14 protein-coding genes and 1 pseudogene are annotated in these 18,349 nt (G+C 53.5%); 7 read left to right on the top strand and 8 right to left on the bottom strand.

Going from position 1 to position 18,349, the window contains the following annotated elements:
* A pseudogene (locus Q0711_RS01390) lies at window positions 1-243 on the top strand (ferredoxin:protochlorophyllide reductase (ATP-dependent) subunit N); the annotation flags it as partial.
* A 45-nt stretch (window positions 244-288) separates the two neighbouring features.
* On the opposite strand, the gene Q0711_RS01385 reads toward Q0711_RS01390, so the two are convergent.
* From Q0711_RS01385 to Q0711_RS01365, 5 genes are all read right to left on the bottom strand, one after another.
* Entirely contained in the window at window positions 289-2,373 is a 2,085-nt protein-coding gene (locus Q0711_RS01385; RefSeq protein ID WP_299041367.1) for an AMIN domain-containing protein, read from the bottom strand.
* A gap of 94 nt (window positions 2,374-2,467) precedes the next feature.
* Window positions 2,468-3,196 carry a pilus assembly protein PilO gene (locus tag Q0711_RS01380; protein ID WP_299041365.1) on the bottom strand — a complete coding sequence of 243 codons (729 nt, stop codon included), beginning with the start codon at window positions 3,194-3,196 and terminating at the stop codon, window positions 2,468-2,470.
* On the bottom strand, window positions 3,193-3,894 hold the full coding sequence (locus Q0711_RS01375) for a PilN domain-containing protein (RefSeq protein ID WP_299041363.1): 702 nt from the start codon (window positions 3,892-3,894) through the stop codon (window positions 3,193-3,195). Before Q0711_RS01375 ends, Q0711_RS01380 begins: the two co-directional genes overlap by 4 nt.
* An 11-nt stretch (window positions 3,895-3,905) precedes the next feature.
* Window positions 3,906-4,985 carry a type IV pilus assembly protein PilM gene (gene pilM / locus Q0711_RS01370; RefSeq protein WP_298612885.1) on the bottom strand — a complete coding sequence of 360 codons (1,080 nt, stop codon included), beginning with the start codon at window positions 4,983-4,985 and terminating at the stop codon, window positions 3,906-3,908.
* 165 nt (window positions 4,986-5,150) lie between these two features.
* A complete protein-coding gene (locus Q0711_RS01365) occupies window positions 5,151-6,398 on the bottom strand; it encodes an acetate kinase (RefSeq protein WP_298612882.1) in 1,248 nt (415 codons plus the stop codon).
* A 120-nt stretch (window positions 6,399-6,518) separates the two neighbouring features.
* Between Q0711_RS01365 and Q0711_RS01360 the strand changes: the two genes are divergently transcribed.
* On the top strand, window positions 6,519-8,216 hold the full coding sequence (locus tag Q0711_RS01360; protein ID WP_298612878.1) for a phospholipase D-like domain-containing protein: 1,698 nt from the start codon (window positions 6,519-6,521) through the stop codon (window positions 8,214-8,216).
* 26 nt (window positions 8,217-8,242) lie between these two features.
* Here the strand turns inward: Q0711_RS01360 and Q0711_RS01355 are convergent, their stop codons facing one another.
* Together Q0711_RS01355 and Q0711_RS01350 are read right to left on the bottom strand one after the other, a co-directional pair.
* Window positions 8,243-8,755, bottom strand: a complete 513-nt coding sequence (locus Q0711_RS01355) for an adenine phosphoribosyltransferase (RefSeq protein WP_298611399.1) — start codon at window positions 8,753-8,755, stop codon at window positions 8,243-8,245.
* A 318-nt stretch (window positions 8,756-9,073) separates the two neighbouring features.
* Entirely contained in the window at window positions 9,074-9,274 is a 201-nt protein-coding gene (locus tag Q0711_RS01350; RefSeq protein WP_298611402.1) for a hypothetical protein, read from the bottom strand.
* Between the two features lie 494 nt (window positions 9,275-9,768).
* On the opposite strand from Q0711_RS01350, the gene Q0711_RS01345 reads away from it, so the two are divergent.
* From Q0711_RS01345 to Q0711_RS01330, 4 genes are read left to right on the top strand one after another with little or no spacing between them, the layout of a single operon-like run.
* Window positions 9,769-11,484 (top strand): pilus assembly PilX N-terminal domain-containing protein, encoded by a 1,716-nt coding sequence (locus tag Q0711_RS01345; protein ID WP_299041360.1) that lies wholly within the window; start codon window positions 9,769-9,771, stop codon window positions 11,482-11,484.
* Between the two features lie 20 nt (window positions 11,485-11,504).
* A complete protein-coding gene (locus Q0711_RS01340) occupies window positions 11,505-12,296 on the top strand; it encodes a type II secretion system protein (RefSeq protein ID WP_299041358.1) in 792 nt (263 codons plus the stop codon).
* Window positions 12,274-12,780 (top strand): GspH/FimT family pseudopilin, encoded by a 507-nt coding sequence (locus Q0711_RS01335; protein ID WP_298618058.1) that lies wholly within the window; start codon window positions 12,274-12,276, stop codon window positions 12,778-12,780. Before Q0711_RS01340 ends, Q0711_RS01335 begins: the two co-directional genes overlap by 23 nt.
* Before the next feature lie 11 nt (window positions 12,781-12,791).
* Window positions 12,792-13,439 carry a prepilin-type N-terminal cleavage/methylation domain-containing protein gene (locus Q0711_RS01330; protein WP_298611416.1) on the top strand — a complete coding sequence of 216 codons (648 nt, stop codon included), beginning with the start codon at window positions 12,792-12,794 and terminating at the stop codon, window positions 13,437-13,439.
* On the opposite strand, the gene arsB is transcribed toward Q0711_RS01330, so the two are convergent.
* Complete coding sequence (gene arsB, locus Q0711_RS01325) at window positions 13,436-14,548, bottom strand: ACR3 family arsenite efflux transporter (RefSeq protein ID WP_298611419.1); 1,113 nt, start codon at window positions 14,546-14,548, stop codon at window positions 13,436-13,438. The two genes, Q0711_RS01330 and arsB, sit on opposite strands and share 4 nt — an antisense overlap.
* Before the next feature lie 231 nt (window positions 14,549-14,779).
* Between arsB and carB the strand changes: the two genes are divergently transcribed.
* On the top strand, window positions 14,780-18,082 hold the full coding sequence (gene carB, locus Q0711_RS01320) for a carbamoyl-phosphate synthase large subunit (protein ID WP_299041354.1): 3,303 nt from the start codon (window positions 14,780-14,782) through the stop codon (window positions 18,080-18,082).
* Window positions 18,083-18,349: the final 267 nt, after the last annotated feature.

Below are 18,349 nucleotides of genomic sequence, written 5' to 3'. Positions count from 1 at the left end.
CCCGATAACTACAATTAGCTTCAGCGGATTAAGGCGCTCCAACCCGACCTTGTGATTACTGGCATGGCTCATGCCAATCCCCTCGAAGCCCGTGGCATCAGCACTAAGTGGTCGGGGGAGTTCACGTTTGCCCAAATCCATGGCTTTGGCAGTACTCGGAACATCCTAGAATTGGTGACCCGTCCCCTGCGGCGCCACCAAGCCCTTGCGGGATTAGGCTGGCAACAACCCATTGCCAATTGAGAACAAGAATTCCCTTCGATTGTACCGAGGGGGAACAAGCCATACTCAGAAGCGCTGCTGTGGTGGCTGCAGAATTTGGTTTTGTACCTCAGGTGGCATACTACCCGGTGTTGGCGAGTACTGATAGCCAAACCCCGCATTCTGCGTATCATCAATGATCTTCGGTGTCACCATCACCACCAGTTCATTGCGTTGACGTTGGTTGCTTTCCCGCCGGAACAACCGCCCCAACAAGGGAATCTCCCCTAGAATCGGAACTTTTGTCACTAGCGAGCGATCCTGATCCTGGATAATGCCCGCCAGCATCAACGTTTGGCCATCGCGCAGGCGAATCCGCCCCGACTCCATCCGCCGCTGCGAGAGAAGTGTCCCCGACGAGGGGTTAGTAACTCCCGGAAACACGACAGAATAGGTGCCACTGGGAGCACTCACTTCAGGAGAGAGTTGCAGTGTAATGAAGCCGTTATCATCAATTTGCTCCACCGTAACGTTAAAGATAACCCCCGCCGGTCGAATAATCGGCCGAATCGTCTGAGTTGCGACAGCGGCGCCGCCCCCTGTACCAGTTGTCTGGGCAGTCGATTCTATCCCAGAGAAAATCTCCTGAGTGAGGTTGACTTGAGCCGCGCTCCCCTCTTGAATGACCAGCGTAGGATTGGCTAAGACAACAGCATTTCCCGTCTGAAGAGATAACTGAAGTTGGGCAAAAAAGTCACTGAGGAGATTGCCCACCGGACTATTTATTGGAAAAGCTGTTAAACCAGCCGAAGACGGTGTTGTTCCACGAAGCACGGTGAGTCCATTGGGGTCAAAGATAGCCCCCCATAACGTACCACCGAAGTTTGTGATTAAGTCAATATTGGCTAAACGACTACGCAACAAATTAACATCAATAAACTTGACATTCACCATCACTTGGCGCCTGCGGACATCGTACTGTTGCAAGAGTTGTATAGCCATCTCTACCTTGCGCGGGGGGCCGATGAGGGTAATTGTGTTTGTGCGGGAGTCAGCCACTGCCTCTAGACCAGCCAATAGTGTTCTTCCTTGCCCCCCCTGTTGACCACCACTGTTTGCACCATAGGCTTCCAAAATTTCTAGGCCTCCCCGTTGCTCTTCATTTTCTGTGGTAGTTAGCTGCCGGTTCAGGGAGGTCTGAGCCGTTGTTGCAGCCGCTGCACCACCACCACCACCACCACCGACTGTGCCACCGGTATCTGCAGAAGAACTCAGCGTCCGGCTAATTGTACTTCTCAAGGTGGCGCGCAATTGATTGAGGCGAATCGTGCGGACAATTCGATTTTGGGCATCGGGGGGTAAGTCTTGCCCCACAAAGATGGTGCGGCCCTGGCGATTGGCTCTGAGGTTGGTGACCCGCAAGATGTAGTTGAATACGTCTTGAACAGATTCATTCTCAATATCCAGGGAGATTGTGACACCGCCCGCTTGTCCACCGGCTTCGGGGAAAACAACGTTCATGTTCGCTGCACGTGCCAATAGAGAAAGAACCTCCCGCACTGGCGCCTCCCGCAGCAGTAGGCGGGGGATCCGTTCATTGGTGCCCAGTTGGATGACATCCGGATCGGCATTGAGAGGGCTAATGAGCATATCGCCAACGGGGGGCGGTACTGGCCGCGGTAGAAAAGGCGGCACAGGATTAGGGCCAGGGGGCATGGCCATGGGTTGACCACTAGGAGAAACTTGAGGACCAGCAGGGCCTTGAGCCGTAATGAAATTAATCTGCAGGCCGTTGCGTCCTTCGCGAATGACTTCACCAATGGGGGCAGCACTGATGCCATTCACGGTGACGCGGATAGTTTTGGCGTCCAGTTGCACCACTTCGACGGAGGAGATACCGGGGGCAGGGTTATCTTGGCGGAAGGCACCCCCTTGGGGTAGGCGCAGTTGGCTATTCGCAATATCTGCGATGGAGGCATTGCCGCGATTGACGGTAAAAACCGCTGGCCGTAAATTCCCCTGCACATTGAAGAGGAGTTGGATACCGTTAGCAACGGTTACAAGGCGAATGCCGGTAATTTCAGTGGCTGCTGCCCAGGTGGACGTTTGACTTGCAGCAATGAGGGCTGTTGTGGCTACCCCTAAGCCGAGACGATGTAAAAGCTGACTCATGATACTTAACTCCTCACAAATGCCACCAAACTTACAAAAAGAGAATGCAGCTCACTTCCCGAAGACTCTACGCTAACTTTTCAGTTACTATGTCCTATTTCTGTTGCGGTTGTCCTTGCTGCTCACCTCCTTGGGGCTGCCCCTCTTGGGGGGGTGGTGCCAGAGCGGCAATTTCCTCAGGGGTTAGGGGGACATAAGACATAAGCTTAAACGTGGCAATCACTTCACCGGGCTTATCGGCAACTAATTCCATCGTCAGGTTGTTGATGACCAGGAAATTTTGTTGCCGATCAATTTCCTCCATGACCTGGATGATGCTGGGAAATGGCCCTTGAACTGTTATATTGGTAGTCTGCCTTTTTAGTTTGGCATTTAATTCGGGGCCAAGGGAGCCATCTTGGACAATTCCTGAAGCTGCACTATCGGGTTCAAAGGTATTAAGTCGAGCACCGCTTTTGAGGATAAGCCGGCTAATGTCAAGGAGAAGGGTGTCCAGGGCTTCTTGAGTGGCAAATAGCGATCGCACATCACGGTTTTCCTGTTTGGCGCGCTCTAAACCTCTGACTACATCATTGAGTTGCTTAAGGAGCACTTCCCGCTGGGATAGCTCATTTTCCTGTTGGGTAATTTCCTCCTGTAGCTTGGCGGCTGCCTCGAGCTTAGGGGCAATTAAGAGATTGCCTAAATAGACCGCTGCTCCCAGCCCTACTAGGGCAATCAGTCCCCCGCTGACAACAGGTGTCAGGGTAATACCAAAGACCGTCGGATAATTCGGTGCGGATTCTTCAATTGGGGAGCCGCCAAAATCACCGGTTAGAGTCATTGCTGCACCACTCCTTTCTCTTTGAGGAATCGAATGCGCGCCACCAGTCCTTCAACACCATTGGCGGCAAGTTCTTTAAGGAGTTCCGAGGCCGGCACGCTGGCGATCGCGGTTTTGATACTGAAAGAAATCTGTCCTCCTGAGTTTCCTTCATTTTGCTGCCCCGTACGCTCGGCTTTAATTAACTGGGTGGCCTTTTTGTCAAAGAAGGGGGAGCGATTTTGCAAGAGTAACAGAAAGTCACTGACTGCCTCAAAGGAGGCGGCTGTGCCTTCAATCGTTAGCTCTTGGCCGGTTTGCCCACCTTGGCTAATTCGCCGAATTTGCACTTCCGCTGGCGTTTGCACCGCCATGCTCCGCATCACTGCCGACCAAGGTTTGACTTGATTAAATACAGTGGCAAGAGCTTTAGTTTCCGCTGAGATTTGCTCCTGCTCTTTTTTAATTTGATCCATGCGTTGCAGGTCTGGAGAAATGGCTGCGAGGCGATCCTGAATGCTTTTTTGTTTATTCGCCAGTTGTTCTAGCCAAAGGTTCGCACCTACGGAGCCAAGCAGAGCCAGACCCACAAAAAAGACAACAGCTACGCCCCCAATAATAATTGGTACATTACTCATTCCTTGGACTGGCGTTGCCGAACCCGCCACGCCCCCAATTGCAGGGCGTTCTTTAAGGAGGTTAATCTCAATTGAGTACATCGGGAGTGCTCCTAAGCGCCACGCAGACTAAGACCAATCACCGTGCCTAGGGCAGGGCGTTTTTCAGAAGGAATCTCTTCGGGGGTTTGCAGTCCCAGCAAACTAATCGGGTCAACCAAAGTGGTGGCATAGTTCAGTCGCTGACTAAAGAACTCATCCACTTGACCAATACTGGCACCAGGGCCTGCCAGCAACAACTGGGAAACCTCTAGACTCTCCCCTTGGTTGAGGTAAAAGTCAATAGAGCGACGGATTTCATCGGCTAGATCGGAGAGAACTCGCAAAATAGCCGCACCACTGGGGTTGAGGGCACCCGTTACATCCATCGGCTCTAGGGGAACAGTCAGACCCTCAATCAGATCAACACCCATTGAAGGAGGCAGGTTCATGGCGCGACTAATGGCTTCTTGCATCCGCTCTTTGCCAATGGGTACTTTGCGGTTAAACTGGGGAATGCCATCCTTGACGATGCTGATCTCCGTTCCCTCATCGCCAATATCAATAATTGCTGCTGCTTCCCCCACAAACTGCTGGAGCAAATCCCGCAGGGTACGCATGAGGGCAAAGTTGGTCACCTCAAGGGCTGTCAGTTGCAAACCAGCTTGGGTAAAGGCATTGATATAGGCATCGGTGACTTCGCGGGGCGTGCCTACCAGCAAAATTTCCACCCGCTCAATGCCATCTTCATCAAGGGAGGTGCCTAGCTTTTGGTAGTCAACATCGGCTTCTTCACGGGGAAAGGGAAGGTACAGTGGAGCTTCCTGCATGAGAACCACTTCCCGCAATTCATAGTCGGGTAGTTCAGCCGGCAGGCGAATCAGGCGAATCACCGCTTCATTCATGGGAATGGCACTGATCACCTCTTTTTGTTTGATGCGCTTGTCCTCAATCCCTTGACGAATAGCATCGGCAACGGCGGTGGTGTCAATGATGCGGCCTTCTTCAATGGCGCCTTCACTGAGGGGGACTGAGGCCATGGCGGTTATTTTCAGACCCTGCTTTTGCCGCTGAAGCTGCACGATATTGACCCGCTCTGGGGTGAGTTCAATCCCCAAGCCCTGCCTTGGTTTTGCAAATAGTTTTCCCAGCACAGTATCACCCACGAGTGAACGGTCAAGTTTGCATTAGCGAGATGGTGCGAAGAGTAAATTGCGGAACAAAGCCGCACCCTCCCCGATAGGGTTTCCTTGTTAAGGCAATCATAACCAATGGGCATCGACTCTTTCCAATACATTGGTATGGTTTGCAAAGTGGCTTTATGCAGAACTTGGAGGATATAGCCATTTCACACAGGCACAAGCGATCGCCCAATCTTCTTGCGTATGCACAACTAACACGCGCACGGGGGCATCCGCCGCCGCAAGGTCGCGATCGCCCGCTCCCTGTTCATTCGCTGCGCTATCTAACTCAATTCCCAGCCAACCTAGCCCTCGGCAGACATCGCGGCGCACACAGGCAGCATTCTCGCCAATTCCTGCGGTGAACACTAGCCCATCGAGACCCCCAAGGGCAGGCAGGAGGCTAGCAATGCCTCGCTGTAGCGAATAAATAAAACAGTCATAGGCCAACTGGGCTTGCGTATTTCCCTGATCGATGGCCGCCAAAATCTGCCGCAGGTCATTGCTGACCCCAGAGACCCCCAACAATCCCGATTGGCGATTCACCAGTTGATCTAGTTCTTCAATTGTCCTGCCGCGTCGCAACAAATAGAGCAAAATTCCCGGATCAATGTCACCACAACGGGTTCCCATCATGACTCCTGCTGTGGGGGTAAAGCCCATCGTCGTCTCCACAGAGATTCCTCCCTTAACGGCAGTGAGGGAACAGCCATTGCCAAGGTGACAGGTAATCAATCGCAACTCTGCTAAGGGGCGCTGCAATAGGTTGGCAGCCCGTTCACTGACGTACTGATGGCTAATGCCGTGGAAGCCGTAGCGTTGAATACCGTTAATTGTCAGTTCATAGGGAATGGCATAGGTACGCGCCACTGCCGGCAATTGAGCGTGGAATGCCGTATCAAACACCGCCACTTGGGGCGTTTGGGGACAGATCTCCGCCATCAATTCCATCCCTAGTAGGTTGGCTGGATTATGGAGCGGGGCATATTCACTAAATTCTCTAATGACTGCTTTGACCTGGGCATCCACGCCCACAGGGGCTTGGTAGCGGCTGCCGCCATGGACAACCCGATGACCGATGATCGTAATTTCTCCAAGGCTTGCAAGGATCTGGGTTGAACCGCCGGTGAGGGTCTCTAGGAGGGTTTTGAGCCAGTCCCGCAGGCCTGCGATCCCGCCCTCTGGATGAATTAAGTTGGCTTCGTAGCGCCGGTTGATAGTCGTCGCCTTCAGACGTGCCACAGTCGGGTTCTGTCCCCAGTCGAGGAGGCCTTGCCAAAAGGGATGGGGGGGTGTGACAGCTGGGGCGGCGATTTCAGGTGACAACCGATACAAACAGGCTTTCAGGCTACTAGAGCCGGCATTTAACACCAGCACCGTGATCATGGCAGGCCAGCAAAAGCATCGTCTCCATCCTAGCCAAGCCCCCTTGGGAACCATGCAGCCCAGAACACCTTGACCGCAAAAAGATAGCCCTAGAATTGGAACAGGCATTGGGGAAGGAGCATGTTTTGGCAAAAGCTTCAATGGCGGCGGCACGGTGTGTATCTCCTGCTGTTTCTACTGGGGCTGTTGATTGCGGCTGTGGTGTTCACTCAATTGCGATCGCACCCGCTTATCCGCCCTACCCTTGCGCCACTCCCCCAACATCCGCAAATTGCAGTGCACATGAACCACTCCCAAGCGCACCGCTATTCAGAACCCTATCGCCCCTATACCCGCGAAGGAGAAGACCTTGAGGCAATCATGATTGAGCAGATCGCCAAGGCGCAGCAAACCGTTGATGTGGCGGTGCAGGAGTTTCGCCTGCCAAATTTAGCAAAGGCCTTGGCAGCACGACAGCGGGCAGGGGTACGGGTGCGCGTGGTTATGGAAAATACCTACACAGCCCCCTGGGCAAACTACACGGCTGCTCAAGTGCGTGCCATGGATCCAAGGATGCGGGAGCGCTATGACGACTGGAAAGCGCTTGTGGATACCAATGGCGATGGCCAACTCAGCGCCGCCGAACTGAGCGATCGCGACGTGCAAACCATTCTCAATGAAGCCAAAATTCCTTGGATTGACGACACTGCCGATGGCTCTAAGGGCAGTCTGCTGATGCACCACAAGTTTATTGTGATTGACAATCGCCAAGTGATTGCGACGACAGCAAACTTTACCCTCAGTGATATCCATGGCGACTTGGGACGCCCCGATACCCGTGGCAATGCTAACTCCCTTTTGGTGATTGATAGCCCCGCCGTGGCACGCCTATTTACTGAGGAATTCAACATTATGTGGGGAGATGGCCCTGGTGGTCAGCCCAATAGTCGCTTTGGCGTCAAAAAGCCAGTCCGTCCTCCTCAACGGGTGGCGGTGGGCGATGCCATGGTGACGGTGCGCTTTTCCCCTAGTCCAGCCTCTCTCCCTTGGCCAGACACTACCAATGGCCTCATTGGGCAGACCCTAAGGCGCAGTCGCCAAAAAGTTGATCTTGCCCTCTTTGTTTTCTCTGATCAGGCATTGTCCGACGTGCTGGAAGAACGCCACAACCAAGGGGTGAACATTCGCGCCCTCATTGACTCAGGATTTATCTACCGTGACTTTAGCGAAGCCCTCGATATGATGGGGGTAGCAATGGCCAATACCGCCCAAGCCCGTCAAGGCAACTGTTACTACGAAGCCGGTAACCGCCCGTGGCAAAAGCCCCTTCAAACGGTGGGCACTCCCCTTCTGCCGCAGGGGGATAAGCTGCACCACAAGTATGGCATTGTTGATGATCGCATCGTGATTGTCGGTTCCCATAACTGGTCGGAGGCGGCCAATCGCGGCAATGATGAATTCCTGCTGGTCATTGAGCATCCAACGGTAGCAGCCCACTACGAACGCGAGTTTGAGCGGCTCTATAGCAATAGTCGTCTGGGGCTGCCGCAGCATGTTCGCGATCGCATTCAGCAGCAGTTGAGCGCCTGCGGCGGTAAGATTGCCACCCGACCTGCTCCCTCCTCCAGAACTCCTGCCGACACGCCCACTGCGCGGGTGAATTTGAATACAGCCACCGCAGCAGAACTGCAAACCCTACCGGGGGTCGGACCAAAGCTGGCGGCTGAAATTATCCGTGCCCGCGAGCAGAAGCCCTTTCAATCCTTAGCGGATTTAGATGCTGTCCCTGGGGTCGGGCCAAAGCTCCTCGAACGCTTGCGCGATCGCGTGACGTGGTAGCGTTCTAACTCAGTTAGACTTAAGACTTAATAAGTCACAAGGGTGGTAATCGGCACATCGGGAAGTTTCTGCCGCCCTCCCAACTCCGTCAGCTCCACAATAAAGGCAAACCCATGGAGTTCGGCTTGCGCTTGTTGAATTAGACCAGCAGCCGCGGCGGCTGTTCCCCCCGTGGCAATGACATCGTCCACGATCAACACCCGCTGACCCGGTTGCACGGCATCTTGGTGCATCTCCAAGCGATCGCGCCCATACTCCAGTTCATACTCCACAGCATAGACCGGTGCACAGAGTTTACCGGGTTTGCGCAAAGGGATAAAGCCTGCCCCCAAGCGATAGGCCAAGGGAGCGCCAAAAATAAATCCCCGTGACTCGATGCCGGCCACATAGTGAATGCCATCGTTAGCGTGTTTTTCCACCAATTGGTCAATGACGTAGCGCAGCCCCGCTTGATTTTGCAGGAGCGTTGTTAAATCCCGAAACAAAATGCCCGGCTTAGGGAAGTCTGGGACATCGCGAATCAGGGATTTGAGATCCATAGGTGATATAGTTCCAATCAGTTCAGAAGCATCCTATCTTAGATCTTGTCTAACGCCAAAAGTAGTGAGCAATAAAGATAACCGCCGATTCCCAAAGGGCAGGATGCACTTCTCTCCCTTTGCCTGCCGCCCATTTCACGATTGGATAGCTAATCAATCCTACCGCTAGCCCTTCACTCCACGGCAATTCCCGCTGCCGATTCGATATGGGTGGTCGCGGTGGCGGTGCCAAAGCAATCCCCCACAATTGTGCCCACCGCATCTGCCATCAATGCCCCCAAGGCACGGGGGAAATGTCCCTGCGGATTGAGGAACCGCCTATCCCCCCACCGCCGAGAGGGTGCCCACAGTGTCAAACGTATCGGTAAAAAGCAGTACTAAAGTGACCAAAGGAAAAGACCCCAACCGCCGGGGTTCCAATTCTCCAAAACCCACCAAAGCTTGACCAAAAAGATGGGACGGCCATTGCGGCCATGGGATGAAGCCAAGGGGCAGCCCCCCTAGCCATCCAGCTAACACTCCCCAAAAAAATTGCCTCCCGCACCTCCTTGGCATAGAGAAATGCCTTAACATCCTCCCCGGCCTGTTAGCTTGCGCCCGCGTATTCCTACTGTCAATGCCACCAGTGCCTCCGTAGAGAGTGAGGTGTGGGCCTACTTGGCGTGTGAGTACCAACGTCTTCCCAGGTCAAGAGGTTGCTCCTTGGCGAGAGTTTTATTCAAGTTTATTTAAGTTTAGGGGGAGAGAAATAAGTTTGATAACGCTCGTGCTTGAGCCTAAAAAGAGGTTAGACACTTTATGTTGCAGTAGCCTTGAACCTTTTGGGAAAAGTTTCAATTAAGGTTGGAGTATGGATGTAAGGAAGATCACATCACTTTGCTCAAGTTATGGTTAGAGTACACCTAGTGCGTATAAAAGCCAAAACATTAACACCATACCCGGCTCAGCAGTAGCCATAACCAAGTTTTTGCAGTGAAAATAAAATCAAAGTAGGGGTAATAGAGGAGAGGCCAATGATGAAGAAATGGGGGCGCTCACTAAAACGTCGGTATCCCTCGGTGGGGTATCGGCAGCGGGGGTTTACTCTACCTTTAGTCTTGGGCATGGGGTTGATCATGATCGTAGTTGCCCTGACCCTGCTTTCGCGATCGCAACTGGATGTGAGCACCGCCAGCCTGCAAAGACAAACCCAACAGGCCTTTGCTGTGGCTGAAGGGGGCATGGCGCGCACGCTGGGGTTACTCAATGGCAACTACCAGATTCTCCTCCGCCGCACCTACAACCCTGCCACCAATACAAACTTTAACCCGCCGCGCCCCTACCTCATTGATCGCTCAACGGATGCGACAAAAGTTGGCCAGCCCAATACAGAGGGTCGCAATGTCCCCGCTAAGAATGAGTGGACGGCGGAGAGCCTAGGTGCTGATGCGCCCCCCTGCTTTACCCTTGATAACCTGAATACGATTGTTCTGAGGGGCACGATTGGCACACCCGTTCAGGGCAGCTACCGCGTTCTTTCGTATCTCTACGATGCCCCAACGCAAACAGGACACTTGTTAATAGAAGGCCGCCTAGCCAATAACTCGCCAGCCAATGCCTTCATCTGGCAAAAGATGGTGATTACGGATCGCAGTGTTCCCTCTAACTTTCCCGGACTACTGGCGCAAAGGATTAACCTTGGCAACAATGATGTCTTTGGTACTATCAACGGCAATGTGATCTGTACCAATCCGGCCAACTGTGTGGTACCAAAGGCACAGTGTGTCAATGGCCAGCCGACACAACAGGGATTGCGCGCTGCCGTAGGAGCACTCAATAACTCAATTATTGAGGGGACGATCGCCATTAACAAGATTAACTTGCCCCCCTTTCCTGAAATCCCCAACCCAGTGGGAGTTTCTGTACTGGGTAATCTTCCCCTGACCCCACTCCCCAGTTGGTTGCCCACCAGTCAAGTCGCTGACTTTCAGCAAGCACTGCAAGCAGCAGGGGGCTATAGTCAGGGTGCTTATGCCAACTTTCCAGTACCAGGCCGAGGTAATAATCCCCCTCAGGATAGTTCTGATATTACCGGTAATACAATCAACCTCTCTTTTCCCCGGCCAGGCGATCGCCCCTATGTCAATCCTGACCCCAACATTCCCTTCTTTATTCCTGATCCCCTACGGCCAGGGGAACGCATTGTCAATCCAGAGAAAGTTTATTATGCCTACCGCATTAGGAACATTAACCTCAGCAACAATCAGGAAGTAACATTCAATACCAGTAACTACGCTATTCGGCTCTACGTCAGTGGCGACATCTCCCTTAGTGGTAATGCAGGAATTGATAATGTCTGTCGTCCTGACAGTTCCACCTGTGGGCAACAGGCAAATATGGGACTTCCTTCGGGAGTGGGTACCCCTGATCGCTTGCGCATCTATGGCAATCCCCCAGATCCAAATAATATGACGCGTGATCAACAATTTACCCTCAGCGGGGGTGCGCAAGTAGGAAGTCTCTTTGTCTATGCGCCTGATGCGAGGGTGGGTATTAACGGCGGAAGCCGCGATCCAGACATTTTTGGCGCTGTATGGGCTAAAGAATGGAACGGCTCTAACTCTAACAATGCAGAAATTCGGGTTCCGGATCGCCTGCCCGAAGCCTTAGGGGGTGCCTATGCCAATGCCTCCATCGTGGTGGCACGCACCACTGAGGCCAGCAACTGGAACCGCTTAGCCCAATACTAAATAATGCGGAGGCAATGTTGATGACTCGTAGCAAGTTTTATTTCCACTGGCTGGTGCAGCACCGTTCCCAGGGCTTTACCCTTGCGGAGGTCTTGGCTTCGATCTTGATCATTAGCCTCTTTACCTTGTCAGCTCTGCAAACACTTGTGATTGCCGCCTTTTTCCAAGCCAATGCCCGCAAATTTGCCGAGGCCAGCAACTGGATCCAAGAAGATTTAGAAAACATTAAAATCGTTGCCTATGATCTCTGCCAAACCAAGTTTGCCCAGCGCAAGCTAGCAGCGCCTGCCCAAGGGAATGAAACCACCTTAAGACTGGCGCTGATTCAAGAGGGCGAAAGTGATTACCAGCAGGCGATGCCTCCGGAGTATCGTCCTGGGGGAGCCTGTCCGGTAACTTCACCCACGGATGGGTTTCGAGTGGGCGATCGCGTGCTCATTGGCTCGGACTCGGGTACACGGCGCATTGTCTCTGTGACAAGCGATACAATTACCTTGGACTCTCCCGTAGGGGGCTATCGGGGAGTGGGTACCCGTGTCTATGCCCGCTGTCGCATTCAGCCCAATGAAACTAATGGTATTGACGGCGGATTTGCTGCCTACCTGCAAACCTTGATTCCCCCCTTAAACAGCAGTAATAATAACCGTCCTATTGTCAATGACACCTTTACAATGACGCGCACACCTACCACCCGTCCTGAAGCACCCTTCCAAACCTTAGAACTGGCCTATTCGGTGCGCGATAGTAACAACCGCATCATTGCCCAACTTTCCACCGAGGTGGTGCCCAATGCGTTTTTCCGCTGTCCGTAGCCAGGGCATGACCCTGATTGAAATCCTGATTGTTCTCACCGTGGCCGCGATTTTAGCCGTGGCTGTTACGCCAAGCTTTCTTTATTGGCTAGAAACGCAGCGGGTCAACCAAGCGCTTGAGAGTCTGGAGGGGGCACTCCGCGAAGCGCAGCGGGAGGCAATGCGGCGCAACCAAGCCTGTCGAGTGAGGATTAACGCAGGAGTCAATCCCACCATTGTCGGTGATCCACCCCAATGTCTGCCCAATGGCCCTCGCCAACTGGAGAATGTCACATTGCGTCGAGGAACGGGCACTGAGTTTATACGGTTTGGCTTTCAGGGGCGCACCAGTAGTACGGGGACTATTGTGATTGCCTCTTCCCAAAATCCGAGGATCCAGCGCTGTCTGGTGGTGTCTCTGGGTTTGGGCATTATGCGCAGCGGCAATTACTTGGAAACCGACACCACAGGTACAACTGCCAATAACTGTCAAGAGCGCAATTGAGGAGCAGGAAAATGCAGGGTTGGTGCAAAGACAATCGCGGCTTTACACTGACGGAGTTACTGGTGGCGGCTGCCATTGGCGGTATTGTGGTGGCCATGAGCGGTTGGGCAATGGTGGCGATCTTGCAAAACAACCGCCGCGTTGAGGAGCAGGCAATTACCCGCATGAACCTAAGCCGCGCCCTTGATTTTATCTCCGATGACGTTCGCTCAGCAATTCGCATTTCGACAACAGCACCCCCAGATTGGACAATTCCCAGTGGGGGGTATCAATTGGTGATGTTTCTCGAAAAACCAGCAGATAACCTCGAAGAGCAGGACAACGGCACGCTGGCCAGTACAACCCGTGTGGCCTATTACACCCGTCGCAAAACGAGTAGTGTGGTGTGGCGCGGCCCGAGGATTCTCTATCGCCAAAAAATTGGCGACCCTACCCCCAATGCGCTGATTGATGGCATTGCGGATACAAGTCCCAACTGCACCAATCACCTGACCGGTGCGATTGACAGTGGCAGCGACAAAGGGGGCTTCCGCGTCTTTGTACAGCACAGGCGCAACGTCAAGCTGTGCATTGCGGGCTTAGTGCCGTCAACGGGCGTCGTTTACCAAGCGGAAACCGTCGCAGCGGTGCGTTCCGGATCTGCAACACCCACTCCCTAAAGACAGCGGGGATCTTTAAGACTGGCCTTTTGAGGAGAACGGGGAAACCAAAAGGCAGTGCGCTGGCAAATGTTCACGAGCATCAACATGACCGGCACCTCGATGAGAACGCCCACGACCGTCGCTAAAGCTGCACCGGAATTGAGGCCAAAAAGAGTAACTGCCGTGGCGATCGCCACCTCAAAGTGATTGCTGGCACCAATCATTGCTGCTGGCGCTGCATCTTCATAGTCCAAGCGCAATTGCCGTGCCGCCAAATAGCTCAGCCAAAAGATCAAGTTCGTCTGCACAAAAAGGGGAATGGCAATCAGCAAGATATGGAAGGGCGACTCAACAATAAGGTCACCCTTAAAGGCAAAGAGCAGAATTAGGGTGATCAGGAGGGCTGTGATAGCAATGGGATCAAGAAATGGCAGAAACCGTTTTTCAAACCACTCCTGCCCTCGATGGCGCAAAATCCAATAGCGACTGTACACCCCAGCTAGGAGGGGCAGCCCCACGTACACTAACACCGAGAGAAGGATGGTTCGCCAAGGCACGGTTAAATCACTGGCGGCGAGCAAAAAGCGACCCAAGGGCGCATAGAGAAAGAGCATTGTTAAGGAGTTAATGGCCACCATCACCAACGTCAGTCCTTGATTGCCATAGGCTAAGTACCCCCACATCAGCACCATCGCTGTGCAGGGGGCAATACCCAGCAAAATGGCGCCGGCAATATAGGAATCTGCTAGGGGCATCACTTGCCCGCGAATGATCTCTGTTTCACTGAGCCATGGCCGGAACAGATAGCCCAGAAAAAACTGGGCAATCCAAAGCATCGTGAAGGGCTTGATCCCCCAGTTGACAATCAACGTTAGTAATACGGGTTTAGGGGTACGGAAGGCCCGATCAATCTGGCTGAAGTCAATTTTCACCATGATCGGGTACATCATGAAAAATAGGCAGATGGCGATTGGAATGGACACTTGGTAAAGACTCAATCGATCCAGGGTGATGGCAACCCCCGGAAATAAGCGACCCAGCAGTATCCCCGCAAAAATGCAGAGGATGACCCACAGCGTCAGGTAACGTTGAAATATACTTAAGCCAATTGCGGAACTCTTTGACATCCAACTGCTCCGAAAATAGCGTCGGGCTGCTACAACCTACGACCTACATTCTAAGGTAAGCCGCCTTTGGAAGTAGTAGAGCAGTGATTTACCTGCGCGAGTGTGGCAGTACTCTAGCTCCAGAGACCTAGCTTTGAAATCCTTAAGGACAGGTGAAATCTCAAGGGGAAGTGTAGGATAGGGAAGGTGTCATTGCGGTGTCGCCAAACGTCATTTCGCTGCGTTGTCCCTATGCCTCGTCGTACCGATATTTCCAAGATTCTCATCATTGGCTCGGGTCCCATTGTGATCGGCCAAGCCTGTGAATTTGACTATTCGGGAACCCAAGCCTGTAAGGCATTGCGCGAGGAAGGGTACGAGGTGATCCTCATTAACTCTAACCCCGCCACGATCATGACGGATCCGCAGATCGCTAATCGCACCTACATTGAACCGCTGACCCCCGACATGGTGGAAAAGGTGATTGCTGCGGAACGCCCCGATGCCCTGTTGCCGACAATGGGGGGACAAACGGCACTCAACCTAACGGTGGCGCTGGCCAAATCCGGTGTCCTCGATCGCTATGGCGTGGAACTGATTGGCGCTAAACTGCCGGCCATTGAAATGGCTGAGGATCGCAAGCTTTTTAAGGAAGCCATGCAGCGAATCGGCGTGGCGGTGTGTCCCTCCGGCTTGGCCAATACTCTTGAAGAGGCACGGGCGATCGCCCAGGAGATTGGGGTTTATCCCCTGATTATTCGCCCCGCCTTTACTTTAGGCGGCAGCGGTGGCGGCATTGCCTACAACCAAGAGGAATTTGAAGAGATTGCTGCGGCGGGTCTCGATGCCAGTCCTGTGTCGCAAATCCTGATTGAGCAGTCCCTCATTGGCTGGAAAGAATACGAACTGGAGGTGATGCGGGATATAGCCGATAACGTGGTCATCATCTGCTCCATTGAGAACCTTGACCCCATGGGCATTCACACGGGGGACTCGATCACGGTCGCACCCGCACAAACCCTGACGGATAAAGAATATCAACGACTGCGGGATGCGGCCATTAAAATCATTCGCGAGATTGGCGTAGAAACCGGCGGCTCAAACATTCAGTTTGCCGTCAATCCCGAAACCGGGGAAGTAATCGTCATTGAAATGAATCCCCGCGTCTCCCGCTCCTCGGCATTGGCTTCTAAGGCAACGGGCTTTCCGATTGCCAAAATGGCGGCTAAGTTGGCGGTGGGCTACACCCTGCCGGAAATCCCCAATGACATTACCCAGAAAACGCCCGCCAGCTTTGAACCCGCAATTGATTATGTGGTCACCAAAATCCCCCGCTTTGCCTTCGAGAAGTTCCCAGGGTCATCGCCAGTGCTGACCACGCAAATGAAGTCTGTGGGTGAAGCCATGGCCATTGGCCGCACCTTCCAAGAGTCCCTGCAAAAGGCTCTGCGATCGCTAGAAATCGGCCGCGCCGGCTGGGGGTGCGATCGCCCCGAAAAACTGCCGAGCCTAGAGCAACTGCGGGGGAAACTGCGCACCCCCAATCCCGAGCGCATTTTTGCCATTCGCCACGCTTTTCTTTTGGGAATGACCGTTGAGGAGATCTACGAGCTGACGGCCATTGATCCGTGGTTTTTGCGCCAGATGCAGGGGCTGCTAGAGACAGAAAAATTCCTTAAACGCAGCAAACTAGAGCAACTCACGGCTGATGATCTGTGGCGGGTGAAGCAACAGGGCTTTAGCGATGCCCAGATTGCCTATGCCACCAAAACCACCGAGGATCAGGTGCGAGCCTATCGCCAATCCCTTGGCGTTGTTCCCGTCTATAAAACGGTGGACACCTGTGCCGCCGAGTTTGAGGCCTACACCCCCTACTACTACTCCACCTATGAGCGGCCGGTGGAGCAAATTAACCCCCAGACCGGCGAGGTCGAAGTGCTTCCCCCCCAATCGGAGGTCTTGCCCTCCCGCAAGCCGCGGGTGATGATTCTGGGATCAGGGCCGAACCGCATCGGTCAAGGGATTGAATTTGATTACTGCTGCTGCCATGCCTCCTACGCCCTGCGGGCCGATGACTATGAAACCATCATGGTCAACTCCAACCCCGAAACGGTTTCCACCGACTACGACACCAGCGATCGCCTGTACTTTGAACCCCTCACCAAAGAGGATGTCCTGAACATCATCGAGGTGGAGCGCCCGGTGGGCATCATTATTCAATTTGGCGGTCAAACGCCCCTAAAGTTGGCCCTGCCCCTCCAAGAGTACCTTGCCACCCATGGCGATCGCCTAGGAACACAAATCTGGGGTACGTCCCCTGAGGCCATTGATATTGCCGAAGATCGCGAACGCTTCGAGAAAATTTTGCGGGAGCTGAATATCCCCCAGCCCCCCAATGGTACGGCTCGCAGCTATGCCGAAGCCCTGCGCATTGCCCAGCGTATTAACTACCCGGTGGTGGTGCGCCCCAGTTATGTCCTCGGCGGCCGGGCGATGGAAATTGTCTATTCCGATGCTGAACTGGAACGCTATATGAACGAAGCAGTTCAGGTGGAGCCAGAGCGACCGATTCTCATTGATAAGTATCTGGAAAATGCCATTGAAGTGGACGTGGATGCCATTGCCGATGCGACGGGTACCGTGGTCATTGGCGGAATTATGGAACACATTGAACAAGCGGGGATTCACTCTGGGGACTCCGCCTGTAGCCTGCCCACTCAATCCCTTTCTCCCACTGTGTTGCAGACCATCCGCACCTGGAGTATTGCCCTTGCCAAAGCACTTCGCGTAGTCGGGCTAATCAATCTACAACTGGCAGTCCAAGGGGAGCAGGTCTATATTTTGGAGGCCAACCCGCGGGCCTCGCGCACTGTGCCCTTTGTCTCGAAGGCAATTGGCGTTCCCCTTGCGAAAATGGCCGCCCGCCTAATGTCAGGAAAAACCCTCGCGGAACTCAATTTCCTTGATGAGAAAATTCCTAACCATGTCGCCGTCAAGGAAGCTGTCCTGCCCTTTGAAAAATTTGCCGGTACCGATACGGTGCTAGGACCCGAGATGCGCTCCACCGGTGAGGTGATGGGGATTGATATGACCTTTGGTGCTGCCTACGCCAAGTCCCAACTGGCCGCCAATCAAAAGTTGCCTCTGAAAGGCACCGTCTTTGTGTCAATGAGCGATCGCGACAAGAGAGCAATTGTGCCCGTGGTGCAGGAGTTGCAGTCCCTCGGCTTTCGGATTATCGCCACCGCAGGCACCCGCAATGCCTTGCTCGAAGCGGGTCTGAGCAATATTGAACTCATCCTCAAGCTCCACGAAGGCCGCCCCCATGTGCTCGACGCCATTAAAAATGAGCAAATTCACCTTATTCTCAATACTCCCTCCGGTCAAGAGGCGCGTACCGATGCCCAATTGATCCGTCGCACCGCCCTTGCCTACAAAATTCCCCTGGTGACCACGATCGCAGGGGCGAAGGCAACGGCTGCCGCCATTAAAACTCTGCAAACCTCAACCCTAGAAGTACGGGCACTTCAGGACTACCATCGGGCAGAATGCTAAACAGTTATTTGTATAGTTAATTCCTCCTTGAGCAAGACAACTGGGCTGATGCCAAACAATTTTGGCCTGTAGGTTGAGAAATGGCCGATAATCAATAGAGTCAATACAGTCAGGTTTACCGCAAAGTTGACGCTCATCCCGCTAACGCTATGCCTAACGGCAGGCTCACGCCAACGCGTATAGCAGGAGATTCCCCGTTCACAGAGTCTTGGCTAGGGTTCCCTCGACGCTTAGGAGAGGTGCCCCAAAGGACACCCCCGCCAGAAC

This window comes from uncultured Thermosynechococcus sp. (assembly GCF_937958135.1).
In the GTDB taxonomy this organism is placed as follows: Bacteria; Cyanobacteriota; Cyanobacteriia; order Thermosynechococcales; family Thermosynechococcaceae; genus Thermosynechococcus.
The sequence above is the reverse complement of the archived record's forward strand: the minus strand, read 5'-3'. Positions and strand labels throughout refer to the sequence as shown.

Coding starts and splice junctions, on each gene's coding strand:
- Q0711_RS01385 (WP_299041367.1), bottom strand. CDS start 2,373: ATGAGTCAGCTTTTACATCGTCTCGGCTTAGGGGTAGCCACAACAGCC.
- Q0711_RS01380 (WP_299041365.1), bottom strand. CDS start 3,196: ATGACTCTAACCGGTGATTTTGGCGGCTCCCCAATTGAAGAATCCGCA.
- Q0711_RS01375 (WP_299041363.1), bottom strand. CDS start 3,894: ATGTACTCAATTGAGATTAACCTCCTTAAAGAACGCCCTGCAATTGGG.
- Q0711_RS01365 (WP_298612882.1), bottom strand. CDS start 6,398: ATGATCACGGTGCTGGTGTTAAATGCCGGCTCTAGTAGCCTGAAAGCC.
- Q0711_RS01360 (WP_298612878.1), top strand. CDS start 6,519: ATGTTTTGGCAAAAGCTTCAATGGCGGCGGCACGGTGTGTATCTCCTG.
- Q0711_RS01355 (WP_298611399.1), bottom strand. CDS start 8,755: ATGGATCTCAAATCCCTGATTCGCGATGTCCCAGACTTCCCTAAGCCG.
- Q0711_RS01345 (WP_299041360.1), top strand. CDS start 9,769: ATGATGAAGAAATGGGGGCGCTCACTAAAACGTCGGTATCCCTCGGTG.
- Q0711_RS01340 (WP_299041358.1), top strand. CDS start 11,505: ATGACTCGTAGCAAGTTTTATTTCCACTGGCTGGTGCAGCACCGTTCC.
- Q0711_RS01335 (WP_298618058.1), top strand. CDS start 12,274: ATGCGTTTTTCCGCTGTCCGTAGCCAGGGCATGACCCTGATTGAAATC.
- Q0711_RS01330 (WP_298611416.1), top strand. CDS start 12,792: ATGCAGGGTTGGTGCAAAGACAATCGCGGCTTTACACTGACGGAGTTA.
- arsB (WP_298611419.1), bottom strand. CDS start 14,548: ATGTCAAAGAGTTCCGCAATTGGCTTAAGTATATTTCAACGTTACCTG.
- carB (WP_299041354.1), top strand. CDS start 14,780: ATGCCTCGTCGTACCGATATTTCCAAGATTCTCATCATTGGCTCGGGT.